Genomic DNA, 17,501 nt, shown 5'->3' with positions numbered 1-17,501 from the left:
CTGCAATCCAGTCGCAAAAGGAATACTGATGAACCTGCGAACCCTGCGAGCGTTTGTCGAAGTGGTGCGCCAGGGTGGTTTTTCCCAGGCGGCCGAGGTGGTGTCCCTGACCCAGTCCACAGTCAGCAAGGCGGTCAAGACCCTCGAAGATGAGTTGGGCACACCGCTGCTCAATCGTCTTGGCCACAAGAACGAACTCACCGCCGCCGGCGAAATTACCTACCGCCGCGCCCTGGTGCTGCTTGCCGAACACAATGACCTGGTGGTGGAGATCAACGACCTGCGCGGTCTCAAGCGCGGCGTGCTGCGCATCGGCCTGCCACCGGTAGGTTGCGGCGTGCTGTTTGCGACAATGTTCGCCACCTACCGCACGCGCTACCCCGACATCGACATCGAACTCACCGAATACGGCAGCAAAAAACTGCGCGAATGCCTGGAAGCCGGGGAGGTCGACCTGGCGGCCCTGCTGCTGCCGGTGGATGAAGGCTTCGACTACCAGCCTGTACGCAACGAACCGCTGATCGCCGTATTGCCTGTCAGCCACCCATTGGCGCGCCGCGAACGCATCGACTTCACCGACCTGGCAGACTCGCCGTTCATCCTGTTCGAAGCCGGTTTCGCCCTCAACGCGAAAATCCTCGCCGCCTGCGAACGCAAGGGCGTAGTGCCAAAGGTGACGGCTCGTAGTGGGCAGATCGACTTTATCGTCGACCTGGTCACCGCCGGCCTGGGCGTCGCCTTCCTGCCACGGATGCTGGCGCACACACACCAACACGCCGGCATCGCATTGATCCCCTTGGACGAGCCCCACACCGACTGGCATATCGCCCTGGCCTGGCGCGCCAGTGCCCACTTGCCACCCGCCGCGCGCGCATGGCTGGAACTGGCCAGGGAGCAGGCGGTTGCGACCGGTCATCCCACCACGGCGTGACACACGTCAGAGGAGGCTTGACTTCTTCTTTTTAATCAGTAACATACGGCGCATTCCGCGATAGCTCAGTTGGTAGAGCAAATGACTGTTAATCATTGGGTCCCTGGTTCGAGTCCAGGTCGTGGAGCCAGACTAGGTTCCAGAGAAAGCTACTAAAATCTCTGAGACCCCCGAAAAACCCGCCTTCTGGCGGGTTTTTTCGTTTTGGCGTTCCGCCGGATTCTGGTGGGTACCAGCCGTTTTAAGGGTAGAGTTTGGGATAAAGATCAGTTCGATAAAAGGGAGTACCCTTATGTCGCGCACCACTGCTCCACTCTCCGACGCCGCTTGCCGTTCGGCCAAGCCCACAGACCGCGCCTACAAGCTTTTCGACGGCGACGGCCTTTACCTTCTAGTCCAACCCAATGGCCGCAAAGGCTGGCGTCTCAGATACGTCAAACCTGATGGCCGCGAAGGACTGACCTCATTCGGCAACTACCCCATCGTTGGCCTCGCGAATGCTCGCCGCAAGCGCTTGGAGGTCAAGCGAATGCTGGCGGATGGCATTGACCCTATAGGAGCCAAGAACCAAGCCAAGACGGACGCTCTGATCAAAGGCCGCACCTTTGAAAGCGTTGCCCTCGGCTGGCACACGGAAATGTCAGCCAAGTGGGCACCGGACTATTCCAAGACAGTGATGAGTCGTCTCAAAACTCACCTCTTCCCGCTGATCGGCACCCGCGCCATTGTCGACCTTGATACCCACGACCTTATGCGGCCCCTGGACGCGATTAAGAAGCGCGGAACGATAGACATTGCTTTAAGGGTACAAAACTACCTGCAGAGCATCATGCGCGAGGCAAAGCGCCTCCGGCTTATCACCGTAAACCCTGCTTACGACCTCGTAGGCTCGATCAAAGCCTCGCGGGTCGTCCACCGCCCCGCCTTATCCTTATCGCGCTTACCTGAGTTGCAGGAACGGATCGACACCTATAAAGGCCGCGCACTTACCCGGCTGACGGTCTTGCTGTCGCTGCACGTGTTTGTCCGCTCCAGCGAGCTGCGCTTCGCCCGCTGGAGCGAGTTCGACCTCAAACGTGGCGTCTGGGAAATACCCGACACGCGACCAGCGTTGGAAGGCGTACCCTTTTCCACAAGGGGTACGAAGATGGCAGGCGATATCCATCTTGTACCCTTATCGCCGCAAACGGTCGCCCTGCTCGAGCAGATCCACGCCCTCACCGGCAAATTTGATTTGGTGTTCGCAGGCGATACCAAGTCTTGGAAACCGATGTCCGAAAACACAGTGAACAGCGCACTTCGGAAGATGGGGTACGACACCAAAACCGAGGTCTGCGGGCATGGGTTTCGGTCGATGGCCTGCAGCGCGCTGATTGAATCAGGACTGTGGTCCGAGACCGCCATTGAAAAGCAGATGAGCCACAAAGAGCGGAACAACGTCCGCGCCGCTTACATCCACAAGGCCGAGTTCATCGAGGAGCGCAGGCTGATCATGAATTGGTGGAGTCGCTACCTTGAGGCTAATCAGCAGAAGCATGTCAGCCCACGCGAATTCGCCAATCAGGCGGGGGCGAATGTCACTCGATTAAAAGCAAAACGTGGCGCAACTGAGTAAGCGCTCGGTTCTCATACCTCAGTGATCCGCTTGTCCACGCGGGTCCATCCAAACAGGGCTGCAAAGCCGCCCTGCTTGGATGGACCTCACTAAAGCCCACGCAATTGTCTGTGGAAAACCACGGTTTTCCATTAGTGGATAATTTCATAAACAGCCGCAGAACTCCCAAAAACTCGAGCCTTGACCCAAATTCTCCACAGGCGTAGAAAAGATCGGGCAAAGCGCTGTCGTTGACAGCAACCCAGGTAGCCAGAACCTTTAAGGCTACGCCATACCGTGGTGGTTCTCCCAAAGTGCGATTAGCATCCGGCGGCTCGCACGGTCACAGCGATGTGACGGATGCCTACTTTTACCAGCGTGCCCACTGCGGCAACTCATTCCCTTTCATAGCTGCCCTGCAGCAACCTATCCGCTTGGCCATTTCCTTGCGCCAACCTGCGCCCGTCTCTTTTTCCCGGAAAGAGACGGGCGCTCCTACCGCTGCTGCAGCCATGTCGTACAAGGCGTTGCCGCAACTATCTTCGTGACAATCGGCGTGACAAACACCGAAGTCACCAGCAACAGCGATGCAGATGATGGTGCCGCAGCCCACGGAATGGACTGCACCTGACTGACAGCCAGGCATGCCCCGGTCATCGCTTCACTGCCTTCACCCGACTCAGGATCTCCCGGCGCTGGTCTCGTCAGTTAGCGCAGCCTCCACCCGCCCACCTCTTCGGAGGTGTTCAGGAGGCCAGATCATGAGATGCCCAAGCTCCCAGTCGTAAGGAGCCGTCAGTCCCGCGTGAGTGGACAACCCTCACAGGTCGCAGGGGCCTTGATCCCTGATAACACTCAACATTCGTGGCGGGATGACGTGGGGATGGTTTTAAAGGTTTGGCTTCGAGAGGAGTTTGATCATGGGATTAGTGGGTAGGCGCGAGACGCCGTTTTCGGCGATTTATGTGCGGCAGATAATCAATGGCCAGGAAGTAGTGTTGCTGGATTATTTGGCGAACATCTTTCGCGTGGGCGGGGAGGATCAGTTGGCCAAGTACAATAAAAATCTTGGGTTCGCTTGATAATAAAAGCCGCTTGTGAAAGCGGCCTGTAAGGCTCAAATAAAACTATTCGGCAGAAATAAAGGGCTGCCATCCGCGAGCTGATCCTGTTTTATTGATGAACTATTGCAGTGATGTCACCCGTTATGGTGCAGCCAAACTCGTCCTGCAATCGGTACAGAGAAAGCCCACACCGTCTCCGAAGTATGTCGATGTACGAGTTAAAGTAACGCTCGTCGCGCGAATTTTCGTTCATCACGTCACGACAGGCACTGATCAAATCGCTACAGATGTCCCTGAGCCTGTTGTCGAGATCAATCTGTCGCAAGCATCGTTGGAGTCTGAGCTTGATCTGATTAATTGACTCGATTGCGTACTGCGGATTTTCCATAACATGCGGTTGAAACATGACACCACGGTGAGAAAGCGTATCGACCATGTCTTGCGCAACCTTGGTGTTAACACTATAGCGCCGCACCAATGGTAGCGGGCTACGGTGTGTTCTGACCAGCACTGACATCAGCTCTTCATGGTCACGCTTCCATTCGATAAGTACTTCCTTTTTATAGTCCGCGCCGTTGTTTTTATCGATCAGCGTGTGGCACCCAACGCAAAGCCACAGTCCATTTTCCGGGCTTTCAATCTGCGCTTTTCCGATAGCTTCGTAGCGTGCTGCGCCAGGTTTTTCACCGACTATGTGAGCTGCCTCTCCTTTCTTCAAACTGAGCAGTGGGTCAGAGGTTGCTGGTCCAATCGTGAGTACGTTGCACGTTGGGTTATTGCAGATGTACCCCGAACGATAGGCTATGAGTGTTGCGGTTTTTACTAAAAACGCCATGGGATTTCCTGATAGTGTTGGTTCGAAAACTTTTATCAGAAATTCGGGAGTACAGCGGCGCAATTTCTGAACTTTCTATGCTGGCGTCGTCGGATGCACGCTTTGGGCTCCACCTTTCCTAGCCGGCAAGTAAAGCCGACGAGCGACTCGTGGAGGATTGCTCTTGGTCAAGAATGTGAGATTGATATGCAAGGGACTTTGGAACATTTCCGATCGACGCTGGGTAGTGTTGGGTGGTTCATACCACCATACATACGCCTCGGTTTTTTGAGTACTGTGTGTACGAATATCAATAAGAAAGGTAAGTCATTTACTCAAAATGATCTGGAAGATGTGCTAGCGCTCGCGTACTCCCCAGTCAATTTAGCGGCCATGGTCACAGAGCGATACCCAATCACCCCATTCGTTCAGGACTACAAGGTAATCATTTCTGAGGCAGTTCAAGCTCATTTCATGGGGCTTGATCACATCGCGGTGGCTGGCTTGATGCCGGTGATCGAGGGTGCTGCCAAAAGGATCGCAGCCGATCGTGGGGTGCACTTTGGAAATATTCGGCCCGGATTCAAAGCGCTTGCTGATGATTGCAAAAAAGACGCCATTCAGAACGACAAAGGCGCAGTGGGCGAACTGGCTTCAATGATGGATTCCTTCTCGGACTTTACTGAAGGGAATATGTACATTGGGTCAGAAAAATATCCGCACCCCGATATGACAAACCGACACGGAATTCTTCATGGCGCGTACGCCGACGAAGACTATGGAAAGCCAATCAACTTCTACAAGTCCATCGCCGCAATCGATTTTTTGTGCCTGATCTCAGCGTTCAAGGCCCATGTATCCTGGATGTCTCCTAACTCTACTACCGAGTCGAGCAACCTTGCGCGTTTCTACTTTGCGTGCCAGGTTCTATCCAAGCAAAATCCACTGAAAAAGAATCCAACATAACTGTTCAGAACTTCTACACTCGACTAGACGTTTGCATTCGAATTGACCCACTTTTCCAATTAATCAATGTCAACGACGCCACAGGAAGCCATAAATGCGCGATCGGCTTGAGGGCGTGAAAGAAAGGCTGGTCACAAACGGCTGGGCTGTAGTCACTGCCCCCGGCTCAGCAGTGGAAACCCTTCAGGATCAGGTTTTCGATATAGCCCAGCAACTGGGATCGCCTAGGGCCAACCGCAAGGGAGGCGATCTGGTAGATCATCTTCGACCCACCAATGCCAGCACAGCTAAACCTAGATCCTTAAGTGCGCTTTATGGTACTGGATCATTTCCGTGGCACACCGATGGCGCACACTGGCCGGTTCCCCCTCGTTACTTGGTCTTAGCCTGCGCGCAAGCTTCAGCAAACACGGCAGCAACCATCATCTGGGATGCCCGTCAATGCCTTGCGCTGAATAGCGACGCGGCCCGGCAAGCAAATTTCAGGGTGTCCAATGGCGCCAACAGTTTCTACGCGACGGTCACAAGTCCACTACAGTCGTACTACCGCTTTGATCCGGGCTGTATGTTTCCTCTGGACTCAACCGCGCAGCGCCTGCAGGAAACGGTAGAGGAAGAAGGAACCTCGGTCTCAGACGAAATTGCATGGGCGCCTGGGCTAATCGCAGTAATCGACAATTGGCGATGCCTGCATCGGCGAGCGAATGCCGAGCAAGACTCTTCCCGCTATCTTCTTCGCACAACGGTAATGGAGTGACGATGAGCGACATGGAAAAGATGGATAAGCACTCGAAATCGACGCCGGGCAAACACGAGCCTGTGACGCTATCCGCAGGCGCGCTTTTTGCGAAGTCTCGAGTTTTCGCACATCGTGCGCTGAAAGCCAAAGATGGTGCGGATAATGACGTTTTCCAGATGTGGGCGGCCTTGGCTTTGGAGCTGTTAGCAAAGGCGTCGCTAGCAAAAATTCATCCCAGCCTTGTCGTCGATGCCGTCAATCCAAACAGCCTTCTTGAAGCGTGCGGATTCAATACCAACACAGTAGTAAGAACGGTTGATGCTAACGTCGTTTTTGCCCGGCTCAAGCATACAGTTCCGAATTTCGGCACACCCAATGCTGAGGCTTGCAAGCGCATATCAGCTCGCCGAAATGCCGAACTTCATTCCGGTCACGCAGCATTTTCCGGGATGCCGTTGGACGCGTGGGAAGGCGAATTCTGGAGCGCCGCGCAGCTTATCTTAATCTCAATGGGTCTGGATCTAGAGGCTTGGGTAGGCGCTGAGTCCCAAATTCCTTTGGAATTGCTACGACACTTTCGTGACATTAAGGCTCAGGCTGCGCGACATAGAATTGCCGATGCGAAGGCGACGTTTGTCAAAGACCACACCAAAAAAGACCAGGAGGCACTTCAGATTGCGGCAAGAAGCTTTAACAGCGTCTCTTACCTCGAAAACTTCCGTTATTCCTTGGATCACCACTGGGAGCAAACCTGCCCTGCGTGTACCTGCACAGGCTTCCTAGGGGGCGATCGGGCAGATGAGGAAGTGATTGATCAAGACTTTGGTTCAGGCTACGAGACGGTCAATGAGTTCTACTCCCCTATGGAGTTCTACTGCCCAACCTGCCAACTACACCTCGAGGGCGAGGACGCATTGGACGAAGCTGGTCTTTCCGACGAGTACTCCGAAGAAAGCGAACGAGAAATGGAGTACGAGCCGGAATATGGAAATGATTGATCGGCTTCACGTGCGCTTTATTAAAAAATCTCGATAGCTCAGCGAGCTTTTCTTAAAGCTCGCTATTTACCTTTTGGCCAATCCAAATCCCTAAGCTTAAGGATTTCGTTGACGACAGCCTTGGAGAAAGCGAAATAAATTCTACTGCGCGTACTATCTATCGCGACTTGCAACTTCATACTTCCGTTAATAAAGCTAGGTGCTAGGCCGTTAATGAGCCTATCCAGACGTTCCACGTCCTCTATCTCAGGTCCTTCTATAACCAAGATGGACGGGTCTATTGCGGCTCGCTCTGGAACAGAATCTATCTCAAAAGATGCCTGTTTTTGCATCTGTGCCAAGCTCGTCAAAATGGTTTCGATAGCTCCTTTTAGATAAGAAAGGTCATCGGGTGTGAGTTTCGTTTCGGCATTACTTTCTCGAAATGCATCCTGTAAACATTGGCCTGCGTTGACCTTTAATAAGCTTTCTGCGTAATGATTGCTCGTATCTGAACCAAGGGCGCGCGGCGGCTCCATGAGCCCTGAGCAAAGTGGTGCAGCGGAAACTATTCCTTTAACCAAATCGTTTCTATTACGCTCGTACATTTCAAGTTTTACCTTTGCAAGCGCAACAGTTGCAGCCTCAAGCTTCGTATTGGTGGCGCTTAGCTCTGATTCACGACGTGCAATGCTTTCCTCTAAAGCCGCTGTTTTGTACAGAGGTATCACCGTAAAATAAAGCGCACCTATGGTGAGCGCAAAAAGACCGAACTGAGAGATGTGGCTCAGCCGAGAAAGCCAAACATCCAGAGTGTTTGGGTGATTGTTTTGATTCGTGTGATTCTTGGGGGAATCAGACCTTTCTTCAATAGACCGTTTTTTTTGCAGGCGTTGCATGCGTATCACTCTCAAAAAAGGTATTGGGAGGCAACTGCATTGCAGATGGCTGTTTAGCATGATTAGCCAGAACTACAAGGCGGTCGCCATCCTCATTAAAAGCATCCCCTGGTTCTCTCCGTGAGTTTATTCAGGAGGCGAGTTCGGGCCGATCAGAGTAAAACCACTTTCCTGGAGCTCCTGTAACTCAACCATGGAGAGAGGCGTTTTTGCACGATCATAAAATGCACTAAAAAGATCGGCAAAAGCGGTTGGCCGTGGGTCCTGATCTAACCAGTATTCGAACTCATCTATACTGAGTACCAATAAGTGGGTGTGCTGCGAAAGTGGCTCAGGCATCAGACTGACAATTATATAATCCCAGGCTCCTGAGATAGGGTAACTTGAAGAACTACCTTTGAGATGATCGATTCTACGCTGAACTTTCTTTTCCCAGTCTCGGGTACGCTTTACATGGTCTTCAACAGCATCTGGCGCTCTAAAATAAACAGGAAGGGGTAATGAATGGCCCTTGCCTTCAACCAATACAGTGTGCCCCGTTTTTGGGTGGCGCAAAATTAGGTCAATGTCTCCTATATCGTACCTGCCTTCTTTCAAATCAAGTTCCCGTTCAAACTCTTCATAACCAGCGCCCGCTGCTACCATCGCCACCTTATCGATGAACTGGGCTGATCTGTGCTCCATGTACTTAGCCTTGGCTACAGGGCTTTCTAGCAAGGTGAAATGCGTATTGCCCAAGACACTATCGAAGATTAGCTCAGGGCTGAAAATGGCAAAGCCTTCACCAAATAAGAAAGGGCGCCTGGATAAATAATGGAATCGCAGTTCAGTGTCGCTGAAAGCAGTTCCGTCAAAAGTATGACTACGCAAGTAGGTTACGAACTCTGGACTGAAAGCAGCTTCCAACTCGGAGTCTGTAAACAACATCGCGTTCGCAATGGCGATGAAAGACTCCGCATGCGTTAGATCTATTCCGCCATCTTCATGGAGACCGCATCTACCTTCAGCCTCCTGAAGACGCGCAACAAGCGCAGAATGTAGTTCAAGCATCCCTTCACAATAGACCTCCAGGGTGACCCCCGTGGCGGTTGCAAACAAATCTGCGACGTCTGAGTAATCGTCATGAAGCTTTTTCATCAGGTCAATTATTGGAACGGTACCGTCGTTTCCTCCTGATGCAGACTCAACCCGCAATCCGTAATGTAAGTACTCTGTACGCCGCGGATCATCAAGGCCGGCGGCAAAGTCGATCATACAGTTCTGGCCACGGTCCCCTACAAGGCGCACGTTCGCAAAGTGCAGAACAATTTCGGTTTCGAACTTGGTATTTATATGCCGCGTATATTGGGAAATGGTCATAACACGCTCGTTGTCAAACCCATCAAGAGGTTTGTCCGCAGAGGTGTCATCACACCATTGTCCGTGCTTTGCTAGCAATGCGATCGCGTATTTCAGGGACTCAGTGCCCAGATCCAAGGCAACCTGTTCCGCGTGACTCAATGTCTCTGATGCACCGGGAACAGGCATGCTGAGCATCCGGGTGACTCTCAGCAAATAGCACAATCGTAAAAGATCCCAAAGGCCGCAGCCGGCCGCTACATCTGCGGTCAAAGCAATATCTTTGCTGAGCTCAGATCGAAGCTTACCGATTGCTTGAACTCGGAGGATTTCAGTTGTTGCGGCATCAGCGGCAATCATTATTCGTCCATGTGAATTGGTTCAGACAAAGTATATCCGTGTCCGAAAAGTTTCCTGAAGAAGATCGCTGCCGACAGCGAGTAAATGACTCACGCTCATGGCCCCTTTAACCGTGTTGTATCGACCGGTTGAATCCACAGCCAAAGCAGTCTCTCCGATGTGTTTTCCTCATCCACCACAGTAAAGAATTCACATAAAATACGGGTTTTATTAGGATAAACATAGGGATAGAAATTTTAGACATCAGAATAATTTCATTGTAAAACAGTTGCTTATTTTTCTATTCGAGTCCAGGTCGTGAGCCAGATAGAGAAAAGCCTGCAGAGATGCAGGCTTTTTTTTGTCCGGGATTTGACCCGGCAACAGCGTGGTATTAACGAGCACTACGCTGCAGGAAGCGATGCTCGAAACTCAACCGTCAGGTGACTGACTTCATGAACAGGCTTCAGCCGTTCCCGAATGTTATCTGCATTGATTGTAGTGTCACCGAGAACACTGACAATCGCAGCGTGGGCTTGCGGACCGACACGCCACACGTGCAGGTCGGTAATTTTGGCGTCGCCAGGTTGTTCAACCAGCTCGCGAATTTCCTCTGCAACATGCTCGTCGGTTTGATCAAGTAGAACACCCGCAGATGCGCCCATCAGGCTCCAGGCCCACCGTGCGATGACTATCGCGCCAACGATACCCATGGCCGGATCAAGCCAGACCCATCCGAGGTAGCGGCCAGCGAGCAGGGCAGCGATGGCAAGAACAGACGTCAGGGCATCCGCGATCACATGGACGTACGCTGACCTGAGGTTGTTGTCACCTGCGTGATGACTATGGTCGTGATGGTCATGGTCATGGCTGTGACCGTGGCCGAGCAAGAGCGCGCTCACTATGTTGACCATCAGGCCAACGACGGCAATCAGCGTTGCCGTTCCGAACTGGACGTCGGTAGGCTGGAGCAGGCGGATGACCGATTCAACGCCAATTCCCAGGGCGACCAATCCCAGAATAAGCGCTGACGCAAAGCCACCCAGATCACCAACTTTGCCGGTGCCAAAACTGAATCGAGTGCTGGAGGCATTACGCTTGGCATATGCATACGCCACCGCTGCGATCCCCAGCGCTCCCGCATGGGTCGCCATATGAAACCCGTCGGCCAGCAGCGCCATGGACCCCGTGATGTACCCAGCAGCAATCTCACCGACCATCATCACAACCGTCAGTAGCACCACCCAGAGGGTGCGCTTTGCATTCTCATCATGTGCCGCGCCGAGATATACGTGCTCGTGCGTGAAGCCCGTGTTGCCGTTCATGAAATCTGCGCCTGCGTTCGTCATTTGGAATAACGTCGAATGGCTACCAGAAGCTCTTCGACGCCTTTGGCGCGCTCTTCGTCGCTCAGCGCCGGATCAGCAACATGCTCCCTGGCGTGATTTTCGATGATTTCGTCCATCAGGCCGTTGATGGCCCCGCGCGTGGCGGCCACAAGGTGGAGCGTTTTGGCACAGTCATGATCTGACTCCAGCGCCCGTTCTACCGCTTGGATCTGGCCTGCAATGCGCTTCACGCGCTTGAGCAGATCGTCTTTGTTCGATGCCAGATGGCCCATGGTATACCCCCCTTACCTATGCCGAGAATTGCATACCCGCCCCCCCTATGCAAGACAGCGGTGCTTAAGCAGGGTTGCGAAAGCGTTGGGTCGCGCAGTAGGCATGCCAGCAATGCGCCGCCTACCTGCAATCACTCTGGGTTTATACTGGCCAGCTTCAAACACATTGAGGTCCCCATGAGCACTTCCCTTTCCCTGACCCCGGCGCGCAAGCCGTTCGCGCCATTGGTGGCCTTTATCGTCCTGATGGCGGGCGCCGTATTCCTGCAAAACACAGTGGGTGTGCGCCAGGTGTTGTTGCTGGTCGTCGGCGCCGCATTGGGCTTGACGCTGTACCACGCCGCCTTTGGTTTTACCTCGGCCTGGCGCGTGTTTATCAATGATCGGCGCGGCGCCGGGTTGCGCGCGCAGATGGTGATGCTGGCGGTGGCGGTGTTGTTGTTCTTCCCGGCGCTGGGCGCGGGCAGCTTGTTCGGCCAGCCGGTGGTCGGGCTGGTGGCGCCGGCCGGAGTGTCGGTGGTATTCGGCGCGTTTATCTTCGGCATCGGCATGCAGCTGGGCGGTGGTTGCGCGTCGGGCACCCTGTTCACCGTGGGTGGCGGCAATGCGCGCATGCTGGTGACCCTGTTGTTCTTTATCTGTGGATCGTTGATCGCCACGCACCACGTTGACTGGTGGTTTGCGTTGCCGTCGTTCCCGCCCGTTTCAATCGTCAAAAGTTTCGGCGTATTGCCGGCGTTGCTCCTGAGCCTGGCTGTTTTCGCGCTCATTGCGCTGGTGACCGTGCGCCTGGAGAAGGGCCGCCACGGTCAGCTTGAAGCCGGCGTGACCAGCGAACATCAGGGGCTGCGTCGTTTCCTGCGCGGGCCGTGGCCGTTGGTGTGGGGGGCGATTGGCTTGGCCTTGCTCAACTACGCCACGCTGGCGTTGGCCGGGCGGCCATGGGGCATTACTTCAGCGTTCGCGCTGTGGGGCGCCAAGGTGGCGAGCGGGCTGGGGGTGGACGTGGCCAGTTGGGCGTTCTGGCAGGTGCCGGGCAATGCCAAGGCCCTGGCCGCACCGGTTTGGGAAGACATCACCAGCGTCATGGACATCGGCATTATTCTTGGCGCGCTGTTGGCCGCCGGCCTAGCCGGGCGTTTCGCGCCGAGCTTGAAGATCCCGGCGCGCTCGTTGATCGCGGCGGTCATCGGCGGCTTGCTGCTCGGGTATGGTTCGCGCCTGGCGTACGGCTGCAACATTGGCGCCTACTTCAGCGGCATTGCCTCGGGGAGCCTGCATGGTTGGCTGTGGCTGGTGGCGGCGTTTATCGGCAATAGCGTGGGCGTACGCCTGCGACCGTTTTTCTTCGCCGGCGAACGGCCTCAGGTCGCCTTGAGTGGTTGCTGAACGAGCGGTTCATAGTCGCCTGGCTGGCAGTTGCCGGCCATGGCATCCAATGGCATGTCCGAATCCGTCCTGAATCGGTCCGCCTTGCGCCTGTTGTGCATCCGGCAGGGTCTCTACCATGGCTTGCAGCACTGCCTCCATACATAAGCCAAAAGGACCCGCCATGAACCGCAAAGCCCTGATCGTGATCGATGCCCAGCATTCATTCCGTCATTCACCCTACTGGTCCGAAAACGACCTGCCGAATTACCTCGCAAACCAGCAGGCCCTCATCGACGGCTGTGTTCAGCAGGGCATCCCGGTGGTACAAGTCTTTCATGTGGAAGACCAAGGGCACTTTTCGATGGCATCGGGTAACGTCAAGACATTGAGCGAGTTATCGATCGATCCGCAGTTGGTCATCCATAAGCACTACCACAGCGCTTTCGCCGGTACATCGCTGGCCGCGCGCCTCACGCAGATGGGCGTCACCACCTTGATCATCAGCGGCATTCGTACCGAACAGTGCTGTGAAACCACCACGCGGCAGGCCTCGGACAGCGGTTTTAACGTCGACTTCGTCAGTGAGGCTACGCTGACCTTCCCGATGACCCACGCACGCAGTGGCCGGGTGTACACCCCGACGGAGATACGCGAGCGTACGGAACTGGTGCTGGAGGATCGGTTTGCGCGCATCGTCACCGTCGCCCAGGCATTGGCGGGGTGAATCCATGAGCGTGCCGGTGCTGTTCGTGCTGTTGCCCAATGTGCTGATGCTCGACCTGGCGGGGCCTGCCGAAGTGCTGCGCCTGGCCGCGCAGGCCGACGACCCGGCGGCGGTGGATTTCGAGCTGCAGTACGTCAGCCCGGTGGAATCCCTGCACAGCTCCATCGGCCTGCCGTTAACGGGCCTGGCGCCCTTGCCGACCCGCTTGGCGCCGGGCACCCTGGTGGTGTTGGTCGGCTCCAGCATGAAGGTGCACAAAGCACGCCAGCAGGCCTTCGAATCCGCCAGCGACAGCCTGGTGCAGTGGTTGCAGACGGTGTTTGCACCCTCAGCCGAGCGCTTGATATGCGTGTGCGCCGGTGCGCTGACTGCCGCCCGTGCCGGGCTGCTCGACGGGCGCCAATGCACCACGCACCACACGCTGTGCGCCACCCTCCAGGCGCTCGCGCCCAAGGCCCGGGTCCTGGAAAACCGGCTGTACGTCACCGACGGTCGGGTCAGTTGCAGCGCCGGGATCACCGCCGGTATCGATTTGATGCTGCACTTGATCGCCGAGCGTGCCGGGCCAAGGCTGGCGTGCGCCGTCGCGCGGGACATGGTGGTGTACCTGCGTCGCAGCGGCGCTGACCCGCAGTTATCGCCGTGGATAGCCGGACGTAATCACCTGCACCCGGCCGTTCATCGCGTACAAGACGCCATTGCCGCCACCCCCTGCGACGCCTGGACCGTCACCCGCATGGCGGACCTGGCCTGCACCGGCAGCCGCCATCTGGCGCGCCTGTTCCACGAGCATGTCGGCATCAGCCCGCTGGATTACCTGCACCGTCTGCGCCTGGCCGTGGCTCGCGAGCTGCTGGTGGAGTCGAGCCTGGACATCGAAACCGTCGCCGAGCGCGCAGGCTTTGGTTCGGCGCGCCACCTGCGGCGTATCTGGGGCAAATATGAAACGGGCACGCCTTCAGCGATGCGCCTTATTCAGCCAGCGTCTCAGGGGGCGTAACCGACTCCTGGCCGGTCTCGGCCGCCAGCTTTAAACGGTCCGCCTTGCTGACGTATGTATCTTTGCTCTTCGGCGCCAGTTTGGCACTGGCCTTTTTGGCCTTGGCCTTGAAGAGCTGCTTGAGTTTTTTCTGGCGGTTCATGTGCGTTGGCCTGATGGGGGAGGGCGCGGATGATACCAGTTTGAAAACTGTGGCCGTGGTCCTGGATTGAAAGGCACCCCTCAAGGATGCGCTGTACCTGCGGCGATGGAGCAAGCGCCTTCGCCACAGATTAATGTGCGAGGAACTTGCTGATCAGCGTGACCACCTGCTGCTGGATCGCCGCCCGAGGCCGCCCGCCCGCGCCATCCTGGCAAATGATGCCGTCGCCGGGCGCATCCTCGTCGAGCATTGCCGCTGCGCCGGGTTTGCACTGCGCCATAAAGCTGAAGTGGCTCGCATCGCTGATTTCCACGTATTGCGTTGACGCCTTGGGGAGCCGCTTGGCCAGGTCGGCGGACTCCAGTTGCGTAGGCAATTCCACGGATGGCACGCCAGCGGCGATTACCAGTACCGGCACTGGCAGCGCGGCCAGGCTTGCATCGGTAAAACCGCGCGACAGGCCAATGTCCAGGGACACCACCGCAGTGACGCGCTTGTCGCTCAAGTCAGCAGCCAATTGAGCCTCGCCAGCCGGTGTACCGGCGGGGTTCATTTGCTGGTAAACGCTGCAACTGCTCAGTTGTGGATGGACGCCGCAATCCTTGGCAAAGCGCGCGTGATCAAAACGCGCACCGGCGCTTTCCAGCACGGTCCAGGCGCCGAGGGAGTGACCTGCCAGTGCAATGCGGCTTTGCGCCACGGCGCCGAACTGCTTGGGCTGTGCAAGCACCGAGTCAATGGCACGACTCAGGTCTTCGGGCCGCTGCCACAATCGTGCGGCGGCGGCGGGGCTGCGATCTTTGGTAGTGCTGCCCGGATGGTTGACCGCCGCCACGATATAACCCTGACGGGCCAACGCACTGCCCAGCCACGCCTGATTGCCCCAATTGCCACGATAGCCGTGGGAAAGCACCACCAGCGGGTGTTCGCCGTTGGCCGGCGGTGCGTCGGGTACGGCAAGGGTGCCGTAGAAAACCATGTCGTCTCGGATCAGCCGTGGCGTGGCTTCGGTTATCGCGGGATACCAGACCACTAATTCCCGCGGGCGCAGGTTGTGTACATCGGACAGCGTGGCGGTTTTGAAGCCGACAGGGTTGTCGTTGGCGAATGCGTGGCCGGTCAGGCAAATCAGGAACAGGGCGGCGAGGGCGGTTTTCACTGTTTTTATCGTCCTTGAAGTGAGGGCGCAGCATGAACTGGAACAGGCAGTTTTGGTAGGCGCGCAGGCCTTTTACCGCCGAACGCTTTACGGATCATCCTGAACAAGGAAAGCCGCCTGCTGCTCAATCGTAAGCGAACTGGTCAACCAACCCCAGACGTGGAACATGGCTGTTGGGTAGCAATATCGCGCCGGGAGCGATGACTGCATTTGCGCCAATCTTGCAGCCGTCGCCCACCAGGGCACCGAATTTGTTCACGCCTGTCTCTATCACGCCGGTTGCATGGCGGATCCTGATCGCCGCTCCATTCAGTTCGTTACGATAATTGGCGATGATCGCGCCGGCCTCAATGTTCACGCCTTGGCCAATCAGGGAGTCGCCGACAAAATTGAAGTGCGCCAGCTTGCTGCCCCCCAGCATGAAGGTGCTTTTCAATTCGCAACTGGGCCCCACGATGCAATGGCTGCCCAGATAAACCCCGCCCCGCAGGTACGCACCCGCCGCCACGAATGAGCCTTCGCCGATGATAATCGGGCCCTTCAGCACAGCGCCTTCTTCGACGATGGCGCTTTCATGGATGGCGCAGTCACCGTGGCGGCGAAAGCCTGGGCCAAGGCGCGAAAGCAGGGCTAGCACCTGGTTTTCGCAGTCTTGGGATACCTGCCAGGCGGTTGGGGGAGTCAGGCCGAGTGAGGGCCATTGGTAATGAAGGTGCTGATGTTGGGTGAACTCATGGAAAGCCTCCGGTTCGGGCTGCGAGCGTCAGGACAGAATAATGCGAGCCAGGTGACTTTTTACAGGGGTTGGCCTACGCCGATCCAAATGTGGGAGGGGGCTTGCTCCCGATGGCGGTGTGTCAGTCAGCCATTTTTTAACTGATAGACCGCCATCGGGAGCAAGCCCCCTCCCACATTGGATGTGTGCTGTGTCAGCGGGCGATCAGGGCGCCACGCCGGGGCGCCGTTGTTTGATCGGCCGCTTTAAACGCGGGGGAAACAGGTGCTAATAGTATCGATCGGCCGCTCGGGCGGGTGCTGGACTAGGGTTTTGCTTGCGGCTTTCATCGCAATTAAAAATTCACTGGCATCAACAGGGAGTAGCCAGTAGGCTACATGTGGCTTTGTGATCAATACGATTGGCAGGACGCCCGAGTTCGATACATGGCTCGACGGTATGAAGGATGTTTGGGGGAAAGCAGCGGTGCTGACCCGTCTCGACCGCGCCGAAGAGAACAATTTTGGCGACTGTGCGCCTGTCGGCGACGGCCTGAGCGAAATGCGTGTTTTTGTCGGGCCAGGCTACAGGATTTATTTTGTACGCACGGGCATCACCGCTTACTTGATGTTATGGGGAAGCGATAAAACCGACCAGAAAAGAGGAATCAAGCGGGCAAAAGAGATCCTCGATGCCCTGAGAGGTGGATGAAATGAGCAAATCGAAATTCAAACCCGAGGACATGCCGATCCTCGATCTGGATACATCCGGTACCCGTGTCTACGAAGCTTCACGCTTCCTCGACAATCCGCAGGCTATCAGCGCTTATCTGGCGCAGAGCATGAAGTCTCAGGACCCGCACGTCCTCATGAAGGCCCTTGCCGAGGTGGCCAAGGCCCAGGGCGTGAACAAGGTGGCCGAGGCGGCGGGGGTTAATCGGGAGAGTCTTTATAAAACCCTCAAAGGCGGCTCCAAAACGCGCTATGAGACGATCCAGAAGTTGATGGTGGCACTCGGAGTGGAGCTGACGGTGCAGCCGATTGCGAGCAAGCAAGCGCCTGGGGCAAAGCCGGCGACGGCCGGCCAATAATCGACCATGACACTGAAG

Annotated in this window: 18 protein-coding genes, 1 tRNA gene and 1 pseudogene; 12 read left to right on the top strand and 8 right to left on the bottom strand. The window is 56.0% G+C overall.

From position 1 onward, the window contains the following. Positions 1 to 28: 28 nt before the first annotated feature. The 4 genes from C4J86_RS17605 (at position 29) to C4J86_RS17585 (ending at position 3,607) form a co-directional block, all read left to right on the top strand. On the top strand, positions 29 to 931 hold the full coding sequence (locus tag C4J86_RS17605; protein WP_124371334.1) for a LysR family transcriptional regulator: 903 nt from the start codon (positions 29 to 31) through the stop codon (positions 929 to 931). A 54-nt stretch (positions 932 to 985) separates the two neighbouring features. Then, positions 986 to 1,061: transfer RNA gene (locus C4J86_RS17600), tRNA-Asn, on the top strand. 162 nt (positions 1,062 to 1,223) lie between these two features. After that, complete coding sequence (locus tag C4J86_RS17595; RefSeq protein ID WP_124371333.1) at positions 1,224 to 2,546, top strand: integrase arm-type DNA-binding domain-containing protein; 1,323 nt, start codon at positions 1,224 to 1,226, stop codon at positions 2,544 to 2,546. Positions 2,547 to 3,445: 899 nt separating this feature from the next. Next, complete coding sequence (locus tag C4J86_RS17585; protein WP_256681360.1) at positions 3,446 to 3,607, top strand: phage major tail tube protein; 162 nt, start codon at positions 3,446 to 3,448, stop codon at positions 3,605 to 3,607. A 91-nt stretch (positions 3,608 to 3,698) separates the two neighbouring features. Here the strand turns inward: C4J86_RS17585 and C4J86_RS17580 are convergent, their stop codons facing one another. After that, entirely contained in the window at positions 3,699 to 4,424 is a 726-nt protein-coding gene (locus C4J86_RS17580) for an HNH endonuclease signature motif containing protein (RefSeq protein ID WP_124371332.1), read from the bottom strand. 93 nt (positions 4,425 to 4,517) lie between these two features. On the opposite strand from C4J86_RS17580, the gene C4J86_RS17575 reads away from it, so the two are divergent. The 3 genes from C4J86_RS17575 to C4J86_RS17565 all read left to right on the top strand — a co-directional run bounded on the left by C4J86_RS17575 (position 4,518) and on the right by C4J86_RS17565 (position 7,106). Continuing rightward, positions 4,518 to 5,369: a hypothetical protein gene (locus C4J86_RS17575; RefSeq protein WP_124371331.1), complete on the top strand. Its 852-nt coding sequence runs from the start codon at positions 4,518 to 4,520 to the stop codon at positions 5,367 to 5,369. Positions 5,370 to 5,463: 94 nt separating this feature from the next. Further along, positions 5,464 to 6,126: a TauD/TfdA family dioxygenase gene (locus C4J86_RS17570; protein WP_124372455.1), complete on the top strand. Its 663-nt coding sequence runs from the start codon at positions 5,464 to 5,466 to the stop codon at positions 6,124 to 6,126. 2 nt (positions 6,127 to 6,128) lie between these two features. After that, positions 6,129 to 7,106, top strand: a complete 978-nt coding sequence (locus tag C4J86_RS17565) for a hypothetical protein (protein WP_124371330.1) — start codon at positions 6,129 to 6,131, stop codon at positions 7,104 to 7,106. A gap of 62 nt (positions 7,107 to 7,168) precedes the next feature. On the opposite strand, the gene C4J86_RS17560 is transcribed toward C4J86_RS17565, so the two are convergent. The 4 genes from C4J86_RS17560 to C4J86_RS17545 form a co-directional block, all read right to left on the bottom strand. Then, positions 7,169 to 7,984: a hypothetical protein gene (locus C4J86_RS17560; RefSeq protein WP_124371329.1), complete on the bottom strand. Its 816-nt coding sequence runs from the start codon at positions 7,982 to 7,984 to the stop codon at positions 7,169 to 7,171. Between the two features lie 126 nt (positions 7,985 to 8,110). Beyond that, entirely contained in the window at positions 8,111 to 9,682 is a 1,572-nt protein-coding gene (locus C4J86_RS17555; RefSeq protein WP_124371328.1) for a hypothetical protein, read from the bottom strand. 383 nt (positions 9,683 to 10,065) lie between these two features. Continuing rightward, complete coding sequence (gene dmeF, locus C4J86_RS17550; RefSeq protein WP_164487782.1) at positions 10,066 to 10,986, bottom strand: CDF family Co(II)/Ni(II) efflux transporter DmeF; 921 nt, start codon at positions 10,984 to 10,986, stop codon at positions 10,066 to 10,068. A 20-nt stretch (positions 10,987 to 11,006) separates the two neighbouring features. After that, positions 11,007 to 11,282 (bottom strand): metal/formaldehyde-sensitive transcriptional repressor, encoded by a 276-nt coding sequence (locus C4J86_RS17545; RefSeq protein ID WP_124371326.1) that lies wholly within the window; start codon positions 11,280 to 11,282, stop codon positions 11,007 to 11,009. 177 nt (positions 11,283 to 11,459) lie between these two features. On the opposite strand from C4J86_RS17545, the gene C4J86_RS17540 reads away from it, so the two are divergent. The 3 genes from C4J86_RS17540 (at position 11,460) to C4J86_RS17530 (ending at position 14,377) form a co-directional block, all read left to right on the top strand. Further along, positions 11,460 to 12,671, top strand: a complete 1,212-nt coding sequence (locus C4J86_RS17540) for a YeeE/YedE family protein (RefSeq protein ID WP_124371325.1) — start codon at positions 11,460 to 11,462, stop codon at positions 12,669 to 12,671. A gap of 163 nt (positions 12,672 to 12,834) precedes the next feature. After that, positions 12,835 to 13,377 (top strand): cysteine hydrolase family protein, encoded by a 543-nt coding sequence (locus C4J86_RS17535; RefSeq protein WP_124371324.1) that lies wholly within the window; start codon positions 12,835 to 12,837, stop codon positions 13,375 to 13,377. Between the two features lie 4 nt (positions 13,378 to 13,381). Then, entirely contained in the window at positions 13,382 to 14,377 is a 996-nt protein-coding gene (locus C4J86_RS17530) for a GlxA family transcriptional regulator (protein ID WP_124371323.1), read from the top strand. Here the strand turns inward: C4J86_RS17530 and C4J86_RS17525 are convergent. From C4J86_RS17525 to C4J86_RS17515, 3 genes and pseudogenes are all read right to left on the bottom strand, one after another. Then, positions 14,349 to 14,519: a DUF2986 domain-containing protein gene (locus C4J86_RS17525; RefSeq protein WP_124363663.1), complete on the bottom strand. Its 171-nt coding sequence runs from the start codon at positions 14,517 to 14,519 to the stop codon at positions 14,349 to 14,351. The two genes, C4J86_RS17530 and C4J86_RS17525, sit on opposite strands and share 29 nt — an antisense overlap. 130 nt (positions 14,520 to 14,649) lie before the next feature. Then, the gene (locus C4J86_RS17520; protein ID WP_124371322.1) at positions 14,650 to 15,678 is read right to left on the bottom strand and encodes an alpha/beta fold hydrolase; all 1,029 of its coding nucleotides are present in this window, start codon (positions 15,676 to 15,678) and stop codon (positions 14,650 to 14,652) included. A gap of 124 nt (positions 15,679 to 15,802) precedes the next feature. After that, positions 15,803 to 16,413: pseudogene (locus tag C4J86_RS17515) on the bottom strand (transferase). Positions 16,414 to 16,801: 388 nt separating this feature from the next. Here C4J86_RS17515 and C4J86_RS17510 point away from each other — a divergent pair. Together C4J86_RS17510 and C4J86_RS17505 are read left to right on the top strand one after the other, a co-directional pair. Beyond that, positions 16,802 to 17,104 carry a type II toxin-antitoxin system RelE/ParE family toxin gene (locus C4J86_RS17510; protein WP_124371321.1) on the top strand — a complete coding sequence of 101 codons (303 nt, stop codon included), beginning with the start codon at positions 16,802 to 16,804 and terminating at the stop codon, positions 17,102 to 17,104. A 1-nt stretch (position 17,105) separates the two neighbouring features. Further along, the gene (locus C4J86_RS17505) at positions 17,106 to 17,483 is read left to right on the top strand and encodes an addiction module antidote protein (protein ID WP_124371320.1); all 378 of its coding nucleotides are present in this window, start codon (positions 17,106 to 17,108) and stop codon (positions 17,481 to 17,483) included. Positions 17,484 to 17,501 lie beyond the last annotated feature (18 nt).

This window comes from Pseudomonas sp. R2-7-07, from assembly GCF_003852355.1.
In the GTDB taxonomy this organism is placed as follows: Bacteria; Pseudomonadota; Gammaproteobacteria; order Pseudomonadales; family Pseudomonadaceae; genus Aquipseudomonas.
Note: the sequence above shows the minus strand (reverse complement) of the source record. Positions and strands in the feature narration are given on the sequence as shown.

Coding starts and splice junctions, on each gene's coding strand:
- C4J86_RS17505 (WP_124371320.1), top strand. CDS start 17,106: ATGAGCAAATCGAAATTCAAACCCGAGGACATGCCGATCCTCGATCTG.
- C4J86_RS17560 (WP_124371329.1), bottom strand. CDS start 7,984: ATGCAACGCCTGCAAAAAAAACGGTCTATTGAAGAAAGGTCTGATTCC.
- C4J86_RS17580 (WP_124371332.1), bottom strand. CDS start 4,424: ATGGCGTTTTTAGTAAAAACCGCAACACTCATAGCCTATCGTTCGGGG.
- C4J86_RS17565 (WP_124371330.1), top strand. CDS start 6,129: ATGAGCGACATGGAAAAGATGGATAAGCACTCGAAATCGACGCCGGGC.
- C4J86_RS17540 (WP_124371325.1), top strand. CDS start 11,460: ATGAGCACTTCCCTTTCCCTGACCCCGGCGCGCAAGCCGTTCGCGCCA.
- C4J86_RS17605 (WP_124371334.1), top strand. CDS start 29: ATGAACCTGCGAACCCTGCGAGCGTTTGTCGAAGTGGTGCGCCAGGGT.
- C4J86_RS17555 (WP_124371328.1), bottom strand. CDS start 9,682: ATGATTGCCGCTGATGCCGCAACAACTGAAATCCTCCGAGTTCAAGCA.
- C4J86_RS17570 (WP_124372455.1), top strand. CDS start 5,464: ATGCGCGATCGGCTTGAGGGCGTGAAAGAAAGGCTGGTCACAAACGGC.
- C4J86_RS17545 (WP_124371326.1), bottom strand. CDS start 11,282: ATGGGCCATCTGGCATCGAACAAAGACGATCTGCTCAAGCGCGTGAAG.
- C4J86_RS17575 (WP_124371331.1), top strand. CDS start 4,518: ATGCACGCTTTGGGCTCCACCTTTCCTAGCCGGCAAGTAAAGCCGACG.
- C4J86_RS17585 (WP_256681360.1), top strand. CDS start 3,446: ATGGGATTAGTGGGTAGGCGCGAGACGCCGTTTTCGGCGATTTATGTG.
- C4J86_RS17535 (WP_124371324.1), top strand. CDS start 12,835: ATGAACCGCAAAGCCCTGATCGTGATCGATGCCCAGCATTCATTCCGT.
- dmeF (WP_164487782.1), bottom strand. CDS start 10,986: ATGAACGGCAACACGGGCTTCACGCACGAGCACGTATATCTCGGCGCG.
- C4J86_RS17530 (WP_124371323.1), top strand. CDS start 13,382: ATGAGCGTGCCGGTGCTGTTCGTGCTGTTGCCCAATGTGCTGATGCTC.
- C4J86_RS17525 (WP_124363663.1), bottom strand. CDS start 14,519: ATGAACCGCCAGAAAAAACTCAAGCAGCTCTTCAAGGCCAAGGCCAAA.
- C4J86_RS17595 (WP_124371333.1), top strand. CDS start 1,224: ATGTCGCGCACCACTGCTCCACTCTCCGACGCCGCTTGCCGTTCGGCC.